The organism is Nocardiopsis sp. FIRDI 009 (assembly GCF_003386285.1).
Lineage (GTDB): Bacteria > Actinomycetota > Actinomycetes > Streptosporangiales > Streptosporangiaceae > Nocardiopsis.
Genome location: NZ_QPNC01000016.1, coordinates 75,032 through 93,274, shown reverse-complemented (window position 1 = coordinate 93,274; position 18,243 = coordinate 75,032). Strand labels below are relative to the sequence as shown.

16 protein-coding genes are annotated in these 18,243 nt (G+C 73.0%); 5 read left to right on the top strand and 11 right to left on the bottom strand.

The genetic code is table 11. From position 1 onward, the window contains the following. Nucleotides 1-53: 53 nt before the first annotated feature. Together DVR05_RS14260 and DVR05_RS14255 are read left to right on the top strand one after the other, a co-directional pair. Nucleotides 54-1,511, top strand: a complete 1,458-nt coding sequence (locus tag DVR05_RS14260; protein ID WP_116246361.1) for an MFS transporter — start codon at nucleotides 54-56, stop codon at nucleotides 1,509-1,511. A gap of 104 nt (nucleotides 1,512-1,615) precedes the next feature. Continuing rightward, complete coding sequence (locus DVR05_RS14255) at nucleotides 1,616-2,134, top strand: cupin domain-containing protein (protein WP_116246360.1); 519 nt, start codon at nucleotides 1,616-1,618, stop codon at nucleotides 2,132-2,134. Between the two features lie 107 nt (nucleotides 2,135-2,241). Here the strand turns inward: DVR05_RS14255 and DVR05_RS14250 are convergent, their stop codons facing one another. The 10 genes from DVR05_RS14250 to DVR05_RS14205 form a co-directional block, all read right to left on the bottom strand. After that, a complete protein-coding gene (locus tag DVR05_RS14250) occupies nucleotides 2,242-2,970 on the bottom strand; it encodes an HAD family phosphatase (RefSeq protein ID WP_116246359.1) in 729 nt (242 codons plus the stop codon). Continuing rightward, nucleotides 2,967-4,553: an FAD-dependent oxidoreductase gene (locus DVR05_RS14245; protein WP_116246358.1), complete on the bottom strand. Its 1,587-nt coding sequence runs from the start codon at nucleotides 4,551-4,553 to the stop codon at nucleotides 2,967-2,969. Before DVR05_RS14245 ends, DVR05_RS14250 begins: the two co-directional genes overlap by 4 nt. After that, entirely contained in the window at nucleotides 4,541-5,284 is a 744-nt protein-coding gene (locus DVR05_RS14240) for an SDR family NAD(P)-dependent oxidoreductase (protein ID WP_116246357.1), read from the bottom strand. Before DVR05_RS14240 ends, DVR05_RS14245 begins: the two co-directional genes overlap by 13 nt. Before the next feature lie 31 nt (nucleotides 5,285-5,315). Further along, nucleotides 5,316-6,293 carry a 3-oxoacyl-ACP synthase III family protein gene (locus DVR05_RS14235; protein WP_116246356.1) on the bottom strand — a complete coding sequence of 326 codons (978 nt, stop codon included), beginning with the start codon at nucleotides 6,291-6,293 and terminating at the stop codon, nucleotides 5,316-5,318. Between the two features lie 26 nt (nucleotides 6,294-6,319). Further along, on the bottom strand, nucleotides 6,320-7,024 hold the full coding sequence (gene fabG, locus DVR05_RS14230) for a 3-oxoacyl-ACP reductase FabG (protein ID WP_116246355.1): 705 nt from the start codon (nucleotides 7,022-7,024) through the stop codon (nucleotides 6,320-6,322). Then, a complete protein-coding gene (locus tag DVR05_RS14225) occupies nucleotides 7,021-8,250 on the bottom strand; it encodes a beta-ketoacyl synthase (protein ID WP_116246354.1) in 1,230 nt (409 codons plus the stop codon). Before DVR05_RS14225 ends, fabG begins: the two co-directional genes overlap by 4 nt. After that, nucleotides 8,250-8,489, bottom strand: a complete 240-nt coding sequence (locus DVR05_RS14220; protein WP_116246353.1) for an acyl carrier protein — start codon at nucleotides 8,487-8,489, stop codon at nucleotides 8,250-8,252. The genes DVR05_RS14225 and DVR05_RS14220 overlap by 1 nt, the downstream gene beginning before the upstream one ends. Nucleotides 8,490-8,571: 82 nt before the next feature. Beyond that, nucleotides 8,572-9,603, bottom strand: a complete 1,032-nt coding sequence (locus tag DVR05_RS14215) for a ketoacyl-ACP synthase III family protein (protein WP_116246352.1) — start codon at nucleotides 9,601-9,603, stop codon at nucleotides 8,572-8,574. Between the two features lie 3 nt (nucleotides 9,604-9,606). Next, nucleotides 9,607-10,590 carry a ScbA/BarX family gamma-butyrolactone biosynthesis protein gene (locus DVR05_RS14210; RefSeq protein ID WP_116246351.1) on the bottom strand — a complete coding sequence of 328 codons (984 nt, stop codon included), beginning with the start codon at nucleotides 10,588-10,590 and terminating at the stop codon, nucleotides 9,607-9,609. A 493-nt stretch (nucleotides 10,591-11,083) separates the two neighbouring features. After that, nucleotides 11,084-12,370, bottom strand: coding sequence for an MFS transporter (locus tag DVR05_RS14205; protein WP_116246350.1), 1,287 nt, complete (start codon nucleotides 12,368-12,370; stop codon nucleotides 11,084-11,086). 574 nt (nucleotides 12,371-12,944) lie between these two features. On the opposite strand from DVR05_RS14205, the gene DVR05_RS14200 reads away from it, so the two are divergent. Next, the gene (locus tag DVR05_RS14200; protein WP_116246349.1) at nucleotides 12,945-13,319 is read left to right on the top strand and encodes a hypothetical protein; all 375 of its coding nucleotides are present in this window, start codon (nucleotides 12,945-12,947) and stop codon (nucleotides 13,317-13,319) included. 119 nt (nucleotides 13,320-13,438) lie between these two features. Further along, a complete protein-coding gene (locus DVR05_RS14195) occupies nucleotides 13,439-14,488 on the top strand; it encodes an aldo/keto reductase (protein WP_116246348.1) in 1,050 nt (349 codons plus the stop codon). Between the two features lie 22 nt (nucleotides 14,489-14,510). Here DVR05_RS14195 and DVR05_RS14190 read toward each other — a convergent pair whose 3' ends face one another. Next, a complete protein-coding gene (locus DVR05_RS14190; protein WP_157982442.1) occupies nucleotides 14,511-15,755 on the bottom strand; it encodes a hypothetical protein in 1,245 nt (414 codons plus the stop codon). Nucleotides 15,756-16,111: 356 nt separating this feature from the next. On the opposite strand from DVR05_RS14190, the gene DVR05_RS14185 reads away from it, so the two are divergent. Next, nucleotides 16,112-18,241 (top strand): protein kinase, encoded by a 2,130-nt coding sequence (locus DVR05_RS14185; RefSeq protein WP_116246346.1) that lies wholly within the window; start codon nucleotides 16,112-16,114, stop codon nucleotides 18,239-18,241. The last annotated feature ends 2 nt before the right edge of the window (nucleotides 18,242-18,243 follow it).

The following is an 18,243-nucleotide window of genomic DNA, read 5'->3' as shown; positions in this document are numbered from 1 at the left end:
TCAGGATAAATGGAGTCTCCCGGGCTGTCGATGAGTATGGAACGGTCGTCTCCATGACGACTGACACTTCCAACGAGGTGGCCTCGCCTCGTTTCTCGGGACGGCAGTGGGTCATCGTCGTCCTACTGTGCGGAGCACAGTTCATGTTGGCGCTCGACTTCTCCATCCTGAGTGTTTCACTACCTGTCATCGGTGCTGATCTCGGATTTGCTTTCAACGATCTCCAGTGGATCGTGACGGCCTTCGCCCTACCGTCGGGCGGACTTCTGCTGTTGTTCGGCCGAGCGGCCGACCTCTACGGCCGGAGGACCTGGTTCCTCGTGGGCATGGGCCTGTTCACGGCCGCGTCCCTGTTGGGCGGACTGGCCTGGTCCCCCGCCGTCCTGATCGCCGCACGCGCCGGGCAGGGTCTGGCCGCCGCGATGCTGACCCCCGCCGCGATGTCCCTCCTGACCACCTCGTTCGACGAGGGCGGCCTCCGGGAGAAGGCGCTCGGGATCAACGGCACGCTGCTCTCGCTGGGCTTCCTCACCGGTGTGGTGTTCGGCGGTGTGATCACCGACCTCACCAGTTGGCGGGTCACCCTGCTGATCAACGTCCCCATCGGCGTCCTGGCCGTGATCGCCGCGCCGATCCTCATCCGGGAGAGCCGTAACGCCGACACGCCCAGGCTCGACCTCATCGGGGCCTTCACCGTCACGGGTGGTCTGCTCTCGGTGATCTTCGGCATCACCTCGGCCGAGCGCAACGGCTGGTCGAGTCCGGTCACCCTGGGCTCCCTCGCCCTGGGCGTGGTCCTGCTGACCGCCTTCTTCCTCGCCGAGTCGCGGGTCAAGAACCCCCTCGTCGACCTCGGCGTGCTGCGCAAACGGACTGTGAGCTGGGCCAACACCATGGGCCTCATCACTTTCTCCATGATGACCGGCATGGTCTTCCTGCTCACGCTGTACATGCAGCACGTGCGCGACATGACCCCACTGGCCACCGGCTTCACCTTCTCCGCGCTGGGGGTCGCGGCCGTGGTCGGCGGAGCCGTCTCCGCCCGGATCGTCGGCGCGCTGGGCGTCCACAAGGTCCTCGTCCTCGGTCTGCTCCTCCAGGCGGTGAGCACCGCCTCCCTGGTGCTCCTCTCCCAGGATTCCGGTCTGGTCCTGCTGCTGACCGCGACCGCCGTGGGCGGCTTCGGCCACCTGCTCGCCGTCGTCGGTTACATGATCACGGCGACCTCGGGCATCCGCGACGACCAGCAGGGCCTCGCCACCGGCCTGGCCTACACGGCCCAGCAGCTGGGCCTGACCGTCGGCACCCCGATCCTCGGCACCATCGCCGCCGCCCGGATGAGCTCCCTGGGCGAGGGGGTCGCGCAGGACGTGGCCACACTCAGCGGCGCCCACCTCGGAGTCCTGGTCGCCGGTGGGGTGCTCCTCGTGGGAGCCCTCCTGGCGATGGTGCTGCTGCGCCCCGCCCGTCAGGCGCCGTCCGAGACGGAGGCCCCGGCCGCCGCCCGTTGACCGGCCGCCGAGACGGAACCGCACACCCAGGGGCGCGGGGGAGGACCGACCGGTTCCCCGCGCCCCGTTCCCCACTCCACCCCCGCCCCACGGAAGGACCCCGGATGACCCCGCGCCCCGCCGCCCTGGCCCTGTCCGCCGTCGCGCTCCTGGCGGCCACCGCGTGCACCGCGGCCGACGCCAGCACCTCAGACCCCGACCGCCACGGCCCCCCGCACAAGCCGCACCCGACCGCGGAGCCCGAGCCGGAGCCCGTCAGCGTCGTCACCCTCGCCGAGGGTGAGACGGACATGCCCTACACCATCACCTCCGACGAGGACCGGACCTTCGTCTACCGCAAGATCACCGTCCAGCCGGGAGCCGCCGGTGGCTGGCACACCCACGACGGTGAGGAACTGGCCGTCATCGTCTCCGGAACCCTGACCCGCTTCGACGCCGACTGCGAACCGCGGGTGTACGAGGCCGGGGACGCCCTCGTCGAACCGGCCGACCCCGAGGACGTCCACATGGGGGCCAACCTCGGTGACGAGCCCCTGGTGCTGTACGTCGTGGACACGCTCCCGGAGGGCGGTTCATCGGCCGTCCCGGCGGAGAACCCCGGCTGCCCGGACCTTCCGGGGTGACCGGCCGGGGTCCGCGAACGACGGACGGGGTGGTCCGGGAGTCTCCTCCCGGACCACCCCGTCCGTGTGTGTCCCGCCTCCGCCCCGCCGGGGGCCGGCGGAAGCGCTCACACCCGCAGGCGCTCGGTCCCCGGAACGGTCCCGCCGGGGAGCACGCGCCAGCCCTCGTCGGCCGCGATGCGCGTCAGCGCCCGGTTGTCCCCGACCACCGTCGGATACCCCACCAGGCGGAGCATGTCCTCGTCGGTGGAGTCGTCCGCGTAGGCGTGGCAGTCCCGCGGGTCGGCTCCGTACCGCTCCAGGGCCGACCGGACGGCCCTCGCCTTCGCCGGGCCGAACATGGCCCGGTCGACGCCGCCGGTCAGCCTGCCCGCCTGGTCCAGCTCCGGCTCGGTGCACAGCACCAGGTCGATGCCGAGGTCGTCGGTGATCGGACGCAGGCTCGCCGACCAGGCGCCGGAGACCGCGACCGTCACGTGGCCCCTCACCTGGTGCTCGCGGAGCGCGGCGACGGCCGAGGCGACGAAGGGCACCCCCCGCTCACTGAGGTCCGCGTACCACTGACGCCCCAGGTCGCACAGTTCGAACCATGAGACTCCGGCGAGCGCCCGGTAGAACTCCCGGCTCACCTCCACCGGCTCCACCCCCGAGAGCGCCAGCTCACGGAGCGGCCGGACGAAGTCCTCGTAGGCCGCGCCGTCGTCACCCCGGCGACGCAGGCGGTAGCGCACCAGCTCGAACGGGTTCTTCATCGCCACCAGGGTCTCGTCCACGTCGAAGAAGGCGATGACCCGGCCCCCTCCGACGGGTGCTCCGTCGTGTCGCTCCGCCGTCATCGGCCACTCCCCACGGTGCTCAGCGGCAGTCCGTCCAGTACCCCGCGGAGCCGGTCCGGGTCCGGCGGGGTGACACGCGCCTGGAGGTGGCCGTCCGGACGGACGACGGCCGCGACGGGCTCGTTCCCCAACGCCCGCGCCAGGGACGGGTGGACGCTCCGGTCGAGTTCGAGCACCGCGGCCCGGCCGGCGACCAGACTCCGGACACGGTCACCGCGGAGCGCGCGGGCCGTCGGCGCCGCACCCGTGCCGCGCCACAGCAGGAGCGTGTACCCGTCCCGGTCGACGACCGGCCACCGTCCTCGGACCACGCGGCCGTCCCCTCCGCCCAGGGCCACCGGGAGCCGCGCGCCGACCGGCGCCGTCCGGCGGGTGAACGCCCGCACGGCCGCCAGCGGACCGGCCGCCTCCTCCTCGTAGCCGATGTCGGTCTGGCTGAGCTGGGGCGCCATGTACCTCTGGAGGACACCGGTCCGGTCGGCGATCCTGAAGGCGGTGTCGCGAACGGCCGTCCTGACCGGTGTGGTGACCACACCGAACCTGGTCATGAAGGCGGTGGAGCGGGCCACCCGGTGGGAGACGGCGCGACGTTCGGTGTCGTAGCTGTCCAGGACCGCGCCGTCGAGCTCCTCCCTGAGCACCCCGCCGAGTTTCCAGGCCAGGTTGACCGCGTCCTGCATTCCGGTGTTCATGCCCTGGCCTCCGGCCGGGCTGACGATGTGGGCCGCGTCCCCGACGAGGAAGCAGCGCCCGACGCGGAACCTCTCCGCCAACCGGCACCGCACGCGGAAGGTCGCGCTCCAGCGCAGCCCCTCCACGGTGGAGCCGCCGCCCGCCCGTTCGTCCAGCACCCGCTGGAAGACCTCGGGGCCGGGCGGCTCCGGATGGGCGTCGTGCGGGACGTTGACCGCCAGCCGGAACACCCCGCCGCCCATGGGCCCGAGGACGACCGCCCCCCGGGGTGAGTAGCAGTAGTGCGAGAGATCCCCGGACAGGCCGGTGGTCAGCTCGGCGTCGGTGATCGCGAACGTCAGGTCCAGCTGGCTTCCGGTGTAGCCGATCCGGAGGAGGGAGCGGACCGTGCTGTGCGCACCGTCCGCGCCGACCAGCCACGCCGGTTCGACCTCCTCGACCCGGCCGTCCGGGTGCTCCAGGCGCGCCCTCGGGTGGTCCCCCGGGGTGTCGGAGCCCGGGGAGTCGAGGCCGACCAGGCGTACGCCGGACTCGACGGCGGTGCCGAGCTCGCCCAACCGCTCGCTGAGGACGCGCTCGGTCTCGTTCTGCGAGATCATCACCGCGTGCGGGTGGGGCGTGTCCCCCAAGGCGCTCATGTAGGCGGTTCCGATCCGGCGGCCGGACGAGTAGAAGGCGGTCCCCGACAGCCGGTGTCCGCGTTCCACCAGCCGGTCCGTCACGCCGACGCGGTTGAGGAGTTCCAGGTTGCGCGGCCAGACGACGTTGGCCCGCGAGTGGGGGCCGGCGTCGCGACCCGCGTCGACGACCCGCACGGAGAGTCCCCGCTGACGCAGCTCGCAGGCGAGGAGCAGGCCGACGGGACCGCCTCCGACGATCAGGACGTCCACATCAGCCCCCCGTTGACCTCCAGGACGTGCCCGTTGACGTAGGACCCCTCCGCGCTGGCGAGGAACACCGCGGCCGCGCCGACCTCCTCCGGGCGGCCCAGCCGTCCGCTGAGCATCCGGGACCGGTAGACCTCCCAGATCCTCGCGTTGGCCGCGACCTGGCGGCCCATGCCCTCGTCGATGTATCCGGGGGCGAGCGCGTTGACGACGATCCCCTTGGGGGCCAGCTCGACGGCGCTGGAGCGGGTGAACATCTCCACCGCCGCCTTGCTCGCGCTGTAGGCGGAGGTACCGGGCGCGGGTCGGGTCGCGACGCAGGAGGAGACGTTGACGATCCGCCCGCCCCCGTGCTCGGCCATCACCCTGGCGGCGGCCCGCGTTCCGAGGAACACACCCGTCAGGTTCGTGTTCAGGGTGGTGTTCCACTCGTCCAGGGTCAGTCGGGTGATCTTCCCGTCCCGGCTGACCCCGGCGTTGTTGACGAGCACGTCCACACCGCCGAACTCCGCCACGGTGGACTCCATCAGGGCGTGGACCGACTCCTCGTCGGTGACGTCCGTCTCCTGGTAGCGCAGCCGCCCGGGGTGGCGGTCGGCCACTTCCTTGATGTCGTAGGGGTTGCGCGCCGCGCACACCACGGACGCGCCCTCCGCGAGGAAACTCTCCGCGATGGCGCGGCCGAGGCCGCGTGTGCCACCGGTGACGACGGCCGTCGTCCCCTCCATGAGCATGGATACGCTCCTAGCGTGGTCGGGTGGGGTGTCAGTACCAGGTCATGAGGGTCGTCGCGGCGGTCATCCCGCCGCCGACCGCCGCGAACAGCAGCCGTTCGCCCCGCTGGAGGGGGCGTTCGGCGTGGGCGGCGGCCAGGGTGAGCGGAACCGAGGCCGCCGCCGTGTTGCCGAGGCGGGGCGCCGTGAGCGTCATCCGCGCCGGATCGATCCCGGCCTCGTCCGCGAAGCCCGTGAGCAGGCGGGTGTTGGCCTGGTGGAAGACGAACCGGTCGATGTCGCCGAGGCCGAGCCCGGCGTCGTCCAGGGTCTGGTGCACCAGCTTGTCCAGGGTGGACAACGCGTACTCCCGGACGCTGCGGCCGTCCATGTGGAACAGGTGGGCGTCCGACTCCCGCGCCGCCTCGTCGAGGGGCAGCGCGGTGCCGCCGGCGTCGACCCCCACGTAGCGGTGGTACTCGCCGTCCGCCACGAGGTGGCCGCCCTGGATGCCGTAGCCCTCGGGGACGTGCCCGAGGACCACCGCGCCGGCGCCGTCCCCGAAGAGGCTCACCGTGCGCCGGTCGGAGCGGTTCATGATCCTGGAGAACATGTCGGCCCCGACGACGAGGGCCCGCTCGTCGGGGCGTTCGCGGAGCAGGGCGTCGGCGACGGTGAGGCCGTACAGGAAGCCGCTGCACACCGCGTTGACGTCGAAGGCGGCGAGGGTGGGCAGGCCCAGTTTGGCCTGGAGGATGGCGGCGGTGGACGGCTGGGGGACGTCGGGGGTGCAGGTGGCCACGACCAGTGTCGTGGGCGTACGCCCGTCGGGCGCCCCCGCCAGGGCCTCGCGCGCCGCGGGCAGGGCCATGTCCGACGTGGCCGTGCCCGGTTCGGCGTAACGGCGTTCCATGACGCCCGTCCGCTCGGCGATCCACTCCGGAGTGGTGCCGGACCAGTCGGCGACCGTCGGGTTGTCCACCACCCGCTCGGGGACGTGTCCCCCGATCGACAGGATTCCCGTGGGCATGTGTAGCGCGCCTTTCCGTGGTCGGGTCAGTGCCCCATGCCGAGCCCGCCGCTGACGGGGAGGACGGCACCGGTGATGTACGAGGCGTGATCACTGGTGAGGAAGTCGACGGCGGCGGCGATCTCCTCGGGGGTCCCGGACCGCCGCAGCGGAGTTCCCCGCAGGTACTCCTCACGGCGGGCGGGACGCAGGTTCCGGGTCATGTCGGTGTCCACGAGGCCGGGGGAGACCACGTTCACGGTGACGCCGCGGTACCCCACCTCCCAGGCGAGGGAGCGGGCCAGGCCGATGAGCCCGGACTTGGCCGCGGCGTAGTTGGCCTGGCCGGGGGAACCGGTCATGGCCACCGAGGACGAGACCAGGACGATCCGCCCCCACCGTGCGGCGAGCATCCCCCGCGCGGCGTGCCGGACCGTCCGGACGACCGCTCGCAGGTTGGTGTCGAGCACCGCGTCCACGTCCTCGTCGGACATGCCGAGCAGCAGTCCGTCGCGGGTGATCCCGGCGTTGGCCACCAGGACCTCCACGTCCCCCTGTTCGCGGGAGACCTCGGCGAACGCCTCCGCGACGGCGTCCGGGTCGGTGACGTCGCAGCGCACCCCGGCCAGTCCCTCGGGCGGCGGCCCCGAACGGTGGGTGACGGTGACCCGGTCACCGCGCGCCGCGAGCGACCGGGCGATGGCGAGTCCGATCCCCCGGTTGCCGCCCGTGACCAGTGTGGAACGGCTCATGGGGACGTCACCAACACCGCGGCGTTCTGGCCCCCGAACCCGAAGGAGTGGGAGACGGCCGCCTCGATCCGGACCTTCCGCTGCTCCTTGGCCACCACGTCGACGTCGACCTCGGGGTCGACGTTCTCCAGGTTGGCCGTGGGCGGCACCAGGCCCGTCTCGACGGCCAGGACGGTGTAGGCCGTCTCCACCGCTCCCGCGGCCCCGATGAGGTGGCCGATGACGCCCTTGGTGGACGTGACCGCCGGGCGGTCGCCGTAGACCCGGTTGATGAGTCCCGCCTCGGTCACGTCGTTCAGGGGGGTGGAGGTTCCGTGCGCGTTCACGTGGTCCACCTCGGCCGGAGACACGCCCCCGTCGTCCAGCGCCGCGCGGATGGCGCGCTCGGCTCCGGAGCCCGTGGGATCGGGGGCGGAGGGGTGGTGGCCGTCGGCGGAGGCGCCGAACCCGCTGATCCGCGCGCGCACGCGCGCGCCACGGCTGCGCGCGTCCTCGACACGCTCCAGGACCAGCATCCCCGCACCCTCACCGGCCACGAAGCCGTCGCGGTCGGCGTCGAAGGGGCGGGAGGCGCGGGCCGGGTCGTCCCGGCGGCCCGAGAGCGCGCCCATCTTCGCCAGGCTGGCGGCCCCGGTCGGGGTGAGCGCCGCCTCGCTGCCGCCGGCGATCGCGATGTCACACGCCCCGGTGCGCAGGAGGAGGCGGGCGTAGCCGATCGCCGTCGCACCGGAGGCGCAGGCCGTGGAGACGACCTGGTTGGGGCCGAGCGCACCCAGGTCCATGGCGATGTAGCCCGCCGTCATGTTGACCGGTGCCGTCACCATCAGAAGGGGTGACACCAGGTCGTGGCCGTGCTCGCGGTAGGTGTCGTGTTCGCGCTCCAGGCTGGCGACCCCGCCGAAGGAGGTGCCGACCACGACGGCCACCCGTGCGCCGTCCCACGTCCGGTGGTCCAGCCCGGCGTCGGCGACGGCGCCGCGCGCCGCGGCCATGCCCAGCTGACTCACCCGGTCGACCCTGGCCGCCCTACGCCGTCCGAGGTCCCGGAGGGGGTCGAAGTCCGTCACCGCGCAGGAGAAGTCGACGGGCAGACCGGCCAGGGCCGGGGTGCGCGCGGCGGTCGACACACCGGACCAGACCCGGTCGATGTTGTCCGCCACGCCGATCCCCGCGGGTGTGACCAGGCCGACGCCCGTGACGACCGCGTCGAAGTGATCCACGGTCATCATGCCTCCTGGAGCTGCTTGTCCAGCAGGGTGACGATCTCGCCGAGGGTCGCCTCGGGGGCCAGGTCGGCCTCCTCGATCACCACACCGACGCGCTTCTGCACGGCGACCGTCAGCTCGATGAGGAGGAGGGAGTCGACCTCGAGCGACTCCAGGGTCGCGTCGGGCGTCAGCTCCTCCAGGGGGATTCCGGCGGTGGTGCTGAAGATGTCGAAGAAGAGGTCCTGGGTCTTGGACATGGGATGCTCCCTTGATCGCTTGCGGGTCGGTGGATGGTGTGGGGTGGTTCTCGAAGAACCGGGTCGGACGGCGGGGACGGGGTCAGCGTTCGGTTCGGCTGACGACCACGGCCGTGAAGGTGAACCCCCCGCCCCCGTTGAGGACGAGGGCGTACTCGCCGGGCGCCAGGAGTCCGTCGGCGGCGATCTCGGCGAGGGACGCGTTGAGGTCACCCGCCCCGACGTGTCCGCTGGCCCGGCCGAGGTCGACGATCTCCGTGTCCGCGGCCCTCTCCAGGGGCGGCCGGTAGGCCTCGTCCATCGCCTTGCGGCCCAGGCGCGGCAGGACCGCGAAGCGCAGGCGCCGGTCGCCCCGGGCGAGCCCGGCCTCCGCCTGGCACGCCGCGACCACGTCCTCGATGCGCTCGTGCGCGATCTTGGTGAAGGTCTCCGCGCCGTGGCTCCGGATGAAGGCGCGCTTGGGGCGGCGCACGTCGATCATCGGGCTGTGTTCCAGGGGGCCGCCGTTGAGTCCGTCGTCCCCGCGGTGCATGACCTCCAGTTCGGGGGCGGCGCGGGTGGTGATCGCGTGCAGCAGCAGGTCGGCTGCGGCTCCGTCGCCGCGCTCGACGAGGACCGCCGTGCCCGCGTCGCCCGCGGCCATCCCGTAGTCGGTCAGCCAACGGTGCCAGCTGGGCATCAGGAACCGGTCGGCCGTGGTCACCAGGACCGCGCCGGAGGGGTCCCGGGCCAGCCGGTCCGCGGCCAGTTCGATCCCGATCGCGCCTCCGTTGCACTGTTGGAGCAGCCCGACGGGCACGGCCGCGCGGGCGCCCAGTTCGTTGGCGATGTAGTGGGGGGCGGACCACGCGTCGTGGCCCTGGTGGTGGACGCTGGCGTGGGCCAGCAGGGAGACGTCGTCGGCCGAACGGCCGGCGCGGTCGAGCGCCGTCCGGGCCGCGCGCACCGCCATGTCCGGTGGAGCCACGTCCTCGCTCACGGGAAGGCTGGTGTAGCCGAGGTCCCGGGCGGTCCTGGTGTCCACGTCCGAGGCGGCCAGCGCCTCCTCGACGGTCTGTCGGCCCTCCGGGTACCAGACCTGCGCGGTCAGCGCCAGGGGTCGTGCGAAACGCACCGCTCACACCTCCAGGGGGGTGACACCGACACTGACCGAGCAGACCTCCTCGTCCCCCTGGGTGAACCGGACCATGACGGTCCTGTCCCGCCGTCCGGGCCCCAGGGTGGGTTCGACCCGCGCCCGGACGACCGTCGGCTCGTCGAGTTCGACGAAGGACGCGAAGACGGCGTGCAGGCCGTGCGCGTACCCCTGCGGTCGGGGGAGCTCCGCTCCGGCGGCGAGGACGGCGGCCTGGGAGGCGGCCTCCAGCAGGGACATCGCCGGGACGTGGTCCAGGGGGTGGTCGTAGAAGACGGGGTGGTTCTCCGGCACGTCCAGGCGGGCCTCGGCCGTGCTCGCCCCCCACACGCCCTCGACGAGGACGACGTTGTCCGGGTCGCAGCGGTTGACCAGGGCGGCCGGGACGGGCGTGCCGCGCCGTCCGGGCGGCATGTCGCCGGAGAGCGGTGGCTCCGAGCCCCGGCGCAGCGACCGGTAGGACCGGTATCCCTGTTTGCCCAGGTATCCGGCGGAGACCGTGCCGGACCCCAGCGGTTCGTCGTCGAGGCGGAGTTCGATGTCGAAGACCGCGGAGCGCACCTCGCCCCGGCGCCGCACGACGTCGCGGGCGGTGATCCTCATCCACAGCCGTCCGGGGTGGTCGCGCCCGGCCCGCGCCGTTCCCGGTTCGCGGAGCCGGCTGGTCCACTCGGTGACGAGGAAGGAGGTGTCCTGGGGGACGCCGAGCCACCGGTGCGCGACGACCGTCGCGGCCTGGCGGCAGCACTCCAGTACGAGGAGGTGGTCGGGCACGTCGGGGGAGACGTGGTGGTCGGTGTAGTAGAAGTGGCGCCGCGGCAGCTGGGCGCCGACCAGATAGGCGTCGTCTCCGAGGGCGTACGCGTCGGTGACGTACACCTCCGAGACCGCCTCCCGGTGGACGATCGTGCGTTCCACCGGTTGGTCGAACGAGAGTTCGGTGTACTGGTCCGGACTGGTGGTCATGGTGGTTCCCGTTCCTCCCCGAGGCCCCTTGGCGAACCGGTTCACCACCAATCTGGCAACCGGCGATCCGAGGTCCGCGGGAACGGCGGGGAGGAGTCGGGCAGGATCACCGCGCACGCGCCGACGGCGGGGCGGTGATCCGCTCAAGGTTCACCCGAGGCGCTGGTCGGGGGCCGGTCGGGCGGCGGAGGAGCGCCCGACCGCACCGGCGCACGGTGACGGGGATCACCCATCACCGGGCGCGGATCCCGTGGCGTCGCCACCCGGCGGCGACGGGCCGCGACACGACGGACACTCAGGGTAGACGACCGTGGGCGGCCACCGCCGAGGAGGGTGGTGGAGGGCGACGAAGCGGGGGGAACCGCGCCGCAGGCGTCCGTTGAGGGTGGTGGAGGGCGACGAAGCGGGGGGAACCGCGCCGCAGGCGTCCGTTGAGGGTGGTGGAGGGCGACGGGCGGGCCGGAGCCCACCCGAGAGCCGGGACGAACACGCCCTAGACGCGCGGACTCCGCAGCACGAGACGCCAGAGCACCGCGGTCGCGCCGAGCGTGGTCAGGCAGATGGGCGCGAACGCCCACTGGAAGGAGGTCGGCGACTCCGGCAGGACCTGGAGCACCGCCCCGGCCAGGACGGTGCACAGGACGGAGGTCGAGAAGCCCGCCATGTTCACCAGGCCGGAGGCGACGCCGGTGCGGCTGGCGGGGATACCGTCCCGGGCGAAGTCGAAGGAGACCGTCGGCGCCAGGGTCTGCCCCAGCGCCATCACCGCCAGGGCCGCGATCCCCACCCCCAGCGGCGCCCCGCCCGGCCACAGCACCAGGAGCAGCAGTCCCGTGCTCAGCGAGGTGCCCAGGGTCAGCCCGAGCCACACGCGCGCGTTCGGCCAGCGGCCGATGACGGCGCCCGCGAACGGCGCGACCCACAGCCCCCCGGCAGCCAGGCCGGTGAGCGTGAGCGCGGCGGTCCCCTCGGGCAGTCCCAGACCGCCCACGAGGAACGGGTAACCCCACAGCACCATCATCATCGTGAACGGCGCCATGACGGCCGCGTGGTGGGCCATGCCGATCCGCGGCCCCCGCGCCCGCAGCGCCTCTCCGAGCGCCTCCCACACGGGGATCGGTTCGGCGACGGTGGACCGCCCGGCCGCCCCGGCGGGGCGGTCCCGCACGACCAGCAGCACCAGCAGCGCCATGAGCGCCGTGAGGCCCGCCGTGGCGAGGAAGGCGACCACCCACCCCACCCCCTCCAGCGCCCACGCCAGCGGCGCCGCGCTGGCCACCTGACCGGTCCCGCCGACCACGCCGGTGAGCCCGCTGACGAGCGCGTAGCGCGCACGGGGGAACCAGAGGGCGGCCAGGCGGATGACGTTGAGGAAGACGAGGGCGTCCCCGAGCCCGATGAGGAACCGTCCGGCGACGGCCGCCTCCACACCGGGGGCGAGCGCGAACAGGCACGCCCCGGCGGTCATCGCCCCCATCCCGATCACGAGCGTGTGGCGCGGGCCGAGGCGGTCGGCCAGCAGTCCGGCGGGCACCTGGAGGAGGACGTACACGAGGAGTTGGAGCATCGGCAGCAGGGACAGCAGCGCCGGGCCGACGTCGAACCTCTCCTGCGCCTCCAGCGCGGCGACGCCAAGACCGTTGCGGTGCAGCATCGCCAGGAAGTAGCCGCCGACGGCGACGCCCCAGACGAGCCAGGCGCGGGCGCCGCCCGCGGGTTCGGCGGGGACGGGACCCGTCCGGGTCGCGGTCGGGTCACCGGATGTATTGGTCTGTGTCACTGCGCGGCTTCTCTCCTCGTTCGGGCCCGTTCCAGTGTCCTCCAGCCGCGCGGCCGTCCCATACACCGGGGTCGACGAGGGCGCAAAACGGACACGGGGACACGTGAACCCCCGGCGGCGGAAGGCACAAGACCCGACCCGATCCGGGTAAAGGACTCCTCACCTGCGTAAAGTCACCGCAAGTGAGCGTCAACCACCCAGGAGTCGCGAAAACGGGTGACCATCACGACAGCGAGCGTGAGACCCCGCATCTCTTCCAGCCTCGAAAACCGTCGGACCCAAGTTCGAAAAGACTGGACTGACCTGCGGGTTCTCACAATCTCGAAGCTGATACCCATTCGTTAATTGTGAGATTGGTCACTCTCAAAAGCCTCGACCACGGAGGGTCGGTTGCTGCTAGCATCCGGAGCGCAAAGAATAACTACGAGGTAACGACACGGTTCACGCCTCACCAACTTTGTGGAGGGAACCCGCTCACGCGACAGCGGCGGCGGCGCCCCTCGAACCGCGGCCCGTGGTCGCGACAAGCGCACACGGTCCACACCGCGGTACCCGAGACACACTGGAGACGACCTTGAGTCACTGGCGCCTGAACAACCCCCGGGCCTCCCGGGCGAAGTCGGCCCTCGCCAGGCGAGTCAAGCACACGCCCCGCCACGCCTTCTGCGCCGAGCGCGCGATCACCGCGCTCCTGGGCGAGCTCGCGTCCCTGACGCCCCGACAGCTGTACTGGTCCGGAACGCCCGAGATGGCCGTCATGTCGGTCCAGCACGGCGTCAACGTCTGGTGCCGCGACGGCCGGTTCTTCTGGAACGACCTCCTCCGCGGCGGCGAGACCGTCTCCCATCCCGCGAACGACCCGGTGGGCGCGGCCGCCCTCCTCAACCCGTTCGCTCGGATCCCCGAGCCGTCCCACAGCCCCGCGCTGGCCGGACTCACCGCCGCCTGATCCACGGCGCTCCCACGCCCTCCCTTCGCGCACGGTGCCCCGCTGAGCACTGATGACGCCTGGAATGTCCTGGTCTGCGAAACTGTCCCCTCAGACGCAGACCAACGAAGGGACACAACGTGGGCACACACGTCGCGAGCGAGGACCGCTACGACTCCGTGGAGTACCGCCGCTGCGGCGACAGCGGCCTCCATCTGCCCCGGCTGTCCCTCGGCCTGTGGCAGAACTTCGGCGCCGACCGCGACCTGGAGAACCAGCGCCGCATCCTCCTGCGCGCCTTCGACCTCGGCGTCTTCCACTTCGACCTGGCCAACAACTACGGTCCGCCGCCCGGCAGCGCCGAGGAGAACCTGGGCCGGATCCTCGACCGCGACCTGCGCCCCTACCGCGACGAGCTGGTCATCACGACCAAGGCCGGATACGTCATGGGCCCCGGCCCCCACCAGAGCGGCGGCTCCCGCAAGTACCTGCTGTCCTCCCTCGACCGCTCCCTCCAGCGGATGGGCCTGGACTACGTCGACATCTTCTACAGCCACCGGCCGGACCCGGACACACCGCTGGAGGAGACCATGCTCGCGCTGCACCACGCGGTGGTGTCCGGCCGCGCCGTGTACGCGGGGATCTCCTCCTACAGCCCCGCCGCCACCCGTGAGGCCGCCCGGATCATGCGCGAACTGGGCACCCCCCTGGTCGTCCACCAGCCCTCCTACTCCATGCTCAACCGCTGGATCGAGAACGGCCTCCTGGCCGCCGCCGACGACGAGGGTATGGGCGTGGTCGCCTTCTCACCACTGGCCCAGGGCGTCCTGACCCCCCGCTACCTGGACGGGAACGTGCCCGCCGACTCCCGCGCCGGGGTGGGCCGCCCCAGCTGGCGGAAGAACATGCTCTCCGACACCGTCCTGGAGCGGGCCCGGGCGCTCGACGCCATCGCCGCCGAACGCGGCCAGAGCCTCGCGCAGATGGCGATCTCCTGGGTGCTGCGCGACCAGGGACCGCGGACGGTGACCACGGCGCTCATCGGCGCCTCCAGCGTCGAACAGCTCGAACACAACCTGGGCGCGCTGGACGCCCCGGAGTTCACCGACGAGGAGCTGCGGCGCATCGACGCGTGGGCCGTCGACTCCGACATCAACATCTGGTGGGGCGCGACCGCCTCCAGGGAGTAGCCCCGCCCGGCCCGGCCCCGCGTCACAGGTCCGTCGGCGGATCGTAGGGGATCTCCTCGTCCAGCAGCCACACCCACGCCGGGCGCCAGCGCGGGTCCCGGGCGGCCGTCTCGTCCCGGAGGGAGGGCAGGCGCGGCGGCGCCATGCGCCCGTCGAAACCCACGGACCGCGCCGCCCACGCGGGCCAGTGGTCGTAGGCGCGCTCGACCGCGACGTCCCCGCCGGCGGCGCGGAGCCGGAGGAAGTACCAGGAGCCGTACTCGGGGTGCGCCTCCGCCCTGCGCAGCCGCCAGGGCAGCAGTCTGTCCTCCCACGGTTCCGCCAGGACCTCGCCGGAGGCGGTCACCAACCGCGGGGAGATCATGCTCCCCCGCTCGCAGGCGACGGTGAAGGTCAGCTCCTCGCCGCGTTCGGCGGCGAGCGAGCGCAGACTCCCGCGCAGGGTGCGCAGCGGTTCGGTCTCCGGCGGGACCGGGCGGTCGAGCTCGTGCGCGTCCCGCATGGCGCGCGCCACCAGCGCCTCCCACTCCCGCTCCCTGAGCAGGCGCGGGCGCCGGGGCTCGGGGGGAGGGGTCCCGGCGGGCAGGGCGCTCCGCCAGGTGAACCAGTCTTCGCCGAGCAGCTCGCGCGTGTGCGCGAGAGCCGGGCGGTCGGTGCCGAACAGGTCCCCGAACAGGTCCCAGGCCCGGTCGCCGTCGCCCTCGGCGACGGCGCGCATCAGCTCGGCCGCCACGGTTCGGTCACGGTCGCCCTTCGGGAGGGGAAGGGAGTGGGCGACCAGGTCATCGAGGGTGCCGAAGCCCCCGACGGTGCACAGGCCGTCGTCGTCGACGGTATCGGGGTACTCGACGCGCCCCCAGGAGCCGTCCCACCAGCAGAGGAAGGACACTCCCATCTGCTCGTGGCGGTACCGGGCGACATGCGTGTCCAGCCACTCGCGCGGAAGCCAGTCGGGGCCGCCCGCGAGCAGGTCGACCTCCTCGTCGATCGTGCGCTGCCCCAGCGGCTCGTAACCGGTCAGGACCGCCCTGCCGCCCTCCACCCAGGTCAGCCGCCACCAGCAGCCCGACGAGTTGTCGAAGTGCAGGCCGTGCGGGCCGTAGGTGAAGCCCTCGCGGGTGAAGGTGGTCCCCACCGGGTCATAGGTGAACGTCTCGCCCGGGCGCGCTTCGAGGGCGCGGTAGGCGCCGAGTTCGATCACTCCGTGGGCCCAGAGCATTCCGGGCGGCGGCAGGTCCTCGGGGCGAGCGGGCCGGTAGGGGCTCATGGGTCGGTGCGCTCCGGTGTCGGGGCCCGCTCGGGTGCGGGCCGGGTCTCGGTCAGACGCACCGCGCGCCGGAACCGGTTCCCCGCGAACCCCACCGGTTCACCGCCTCACCGGCGGGGGCGAGAGTCAGGGGTCCGGGGGGCGTGGGCGGAGGTCGTGGTCGACGGACGCCTGCGGCGCGGCACTCGCTCTGGTCGGGCGCCCGAACGGCGACCCCCGGGTGAGCGGGTGGGAACCGGACGGGGGGCGGGGCGCCGGGACGCCCGTCGGCGAACGGCTAGATTGACGGACGACCCCCACCCCGGCCGAACGGCCGCCGGGCCAGGCCCTCGAACCCAGTGAGGACCCCACCCACCGTGCAGCCGCTCACCCCAGGAGACCCCCCGCACATCGGCCCGCACCGCCTCCTCGCCCGCCTGGGCGCGGGCGGGATGGGCGAGGTCTACCTCGCGCGTACCCCCGACGGCCACCTGTGCGCCCTGAAGGTGGTCAAGGAGGATCTGGCGTTCGACACCCAGTTCCGGGCCCGCTTCGGCCGGGAGGTCCGCGCCGCCCGACTCGTCCGGGGACCGTTCACCCCGGCGGTCGTGGACGCCGACCCCGACGCGCCCGCCCCCTGGATGGCCACCGAGTACGTCCCCGGGCCGACGCTGAAGGAGGCCGTCCTCGCGGGCGGCCCCTTCCCGGAGCCGTCACTGCGGGTCCTGGCCGTGGGGCTGGCGCGCGCCCTCGGGACCGTCCACGCCGCCGGGATCGTGCACCGCGACCTCAAGCCCGCCAACGTCCTGCTCTCACCGCGCGGCCCCCAGGTGATCGACTTCGGGATCGCCCGGGCCGTGGAGGGCACCGTCCTGACCCGTACCGGGCAGACCCTGGGCACACCCGCGTACACGTCGCCCGAACAGATCACCGGTGACGAGGTCTCGCCGCGCAGCGACGTGTTCTCGATGGCGGGGACGGTGGTCTTCGCGGCCTCCGGTGAACCGCCGTTCGGCGCGGGCCACCCATCCGCCGTCCTGCACCGGGTCCTGTCCGAGGCGCCCCGCCTCGACCGGGTCCCCGAGGGGCTGCTCCGCGACCTGGTCGCCGTGTGCCTGGCCAAGGACCCGAAGGCGCGCCCCGACGCCGACCGGGTCCTGGAGGAGCTGTCCGCGCTCCCGCTGCCGTCGGCGGAGCACGGGTGGCTGCCCTCCCCCGTCACCCAGCAGATCGACCTCCGGGAGGGCGAGTCCCGCCGCGCGGAGGCCGCCGAACGCACCACGGCGCCCATGGACGGCGAGGCGGCCGCCCGGGCGCCCGTGACCGGCCGCGGGAGGGGCGACGCGCCCCCTCCCCGCGCGCCCCGGTCCGACGGCGCCGAGACCGGGACCAGGCGTCCCCGGTGGCGGCGCGGCACCGTCCTCGTGGCGGCCGCCGCCTCGGCCCTGGTCATCGCGGCCGGGGCCACCCTCGCCCGCACCGGGTTCCCGCTCCCCGGCCAGGAGCCGACCGCGACCGCCGACCCCGGCCCCCCGGCGTCCCCCGACCCGAGCGGCGAGCCCGCCGACGGAACGCCCGAGGTCGAGCTCAGCGGCTTCATGTACGATCTCGTCTTCTCCGACGACGGGGAGACGCTGTACGTCTACGGCGGGAGCACGCTGTCCGCCTGGGACTGGCGCGAGGGCGTCCCCCTCGACACGTGGGAACCCACACCGACCTCGGCCGACATCACCTCCGGCGGCCACGTCGCCTCCGCCGCCGACGGCTACGTCGAGGTCTGGGAGGGGTCCAGTGACAACCGCGTGGCCGTCGTGGGCCGGGACAACGGGGACCGCGGCTTCTACGACTACCCCGCCCTGACCGACGACGGCTCCCGGATGGCGGTCCTCGCCTCCGAGGACGGGACCTACGACGGCGACCGGCTCATCCAGATCTGGGACGTGGCGAGCGACACCGCCGAGGTGGACATCCCCGTCGAGGGCATCGCCTTCGACCTCGACTTCACCGCCGACGAGTCCCTGCTCGTCGGCACGGTGGTCGACCACGGGTGGGACGAGTACCTGGGCGTGTTCGTCTGGGACGCCGCCACCGGCCGGGAGCTGTACCGGATCTCCGGGGGCTCGGGGTACTCGTTCGCGCTCTCCCCCGACGACTCCGCCATGGCCGTGGTGGACGGGGAGAACCGCGCCCGGATCGTCGACACCGCCACCGGCGCGACCGTCCGAGAGCTGGCGCCCGTCGGCGAGGAGCACGACCTCATCCACGACCTGGCCTTCTCCCCCGACGGTGAACGCCTGCTCGCCGGGGCGTACGGCCTGCCCTCCAGCCGGAGCAGCGTGTGGTCCACCGCGACCGGCGAGCTGCTGCGGGAGCGGGAGCTCCTCCTCTACGACCCGATCGGCGTCCACCCGGACGGGGAGCACGTCGCCACCGCCGTCTCCGAGACGGGCGGGATCAGCGTCCTGATCCTCGACTCCGAGTTCACCGTCGTCTCCGAACTGTCCTGAGC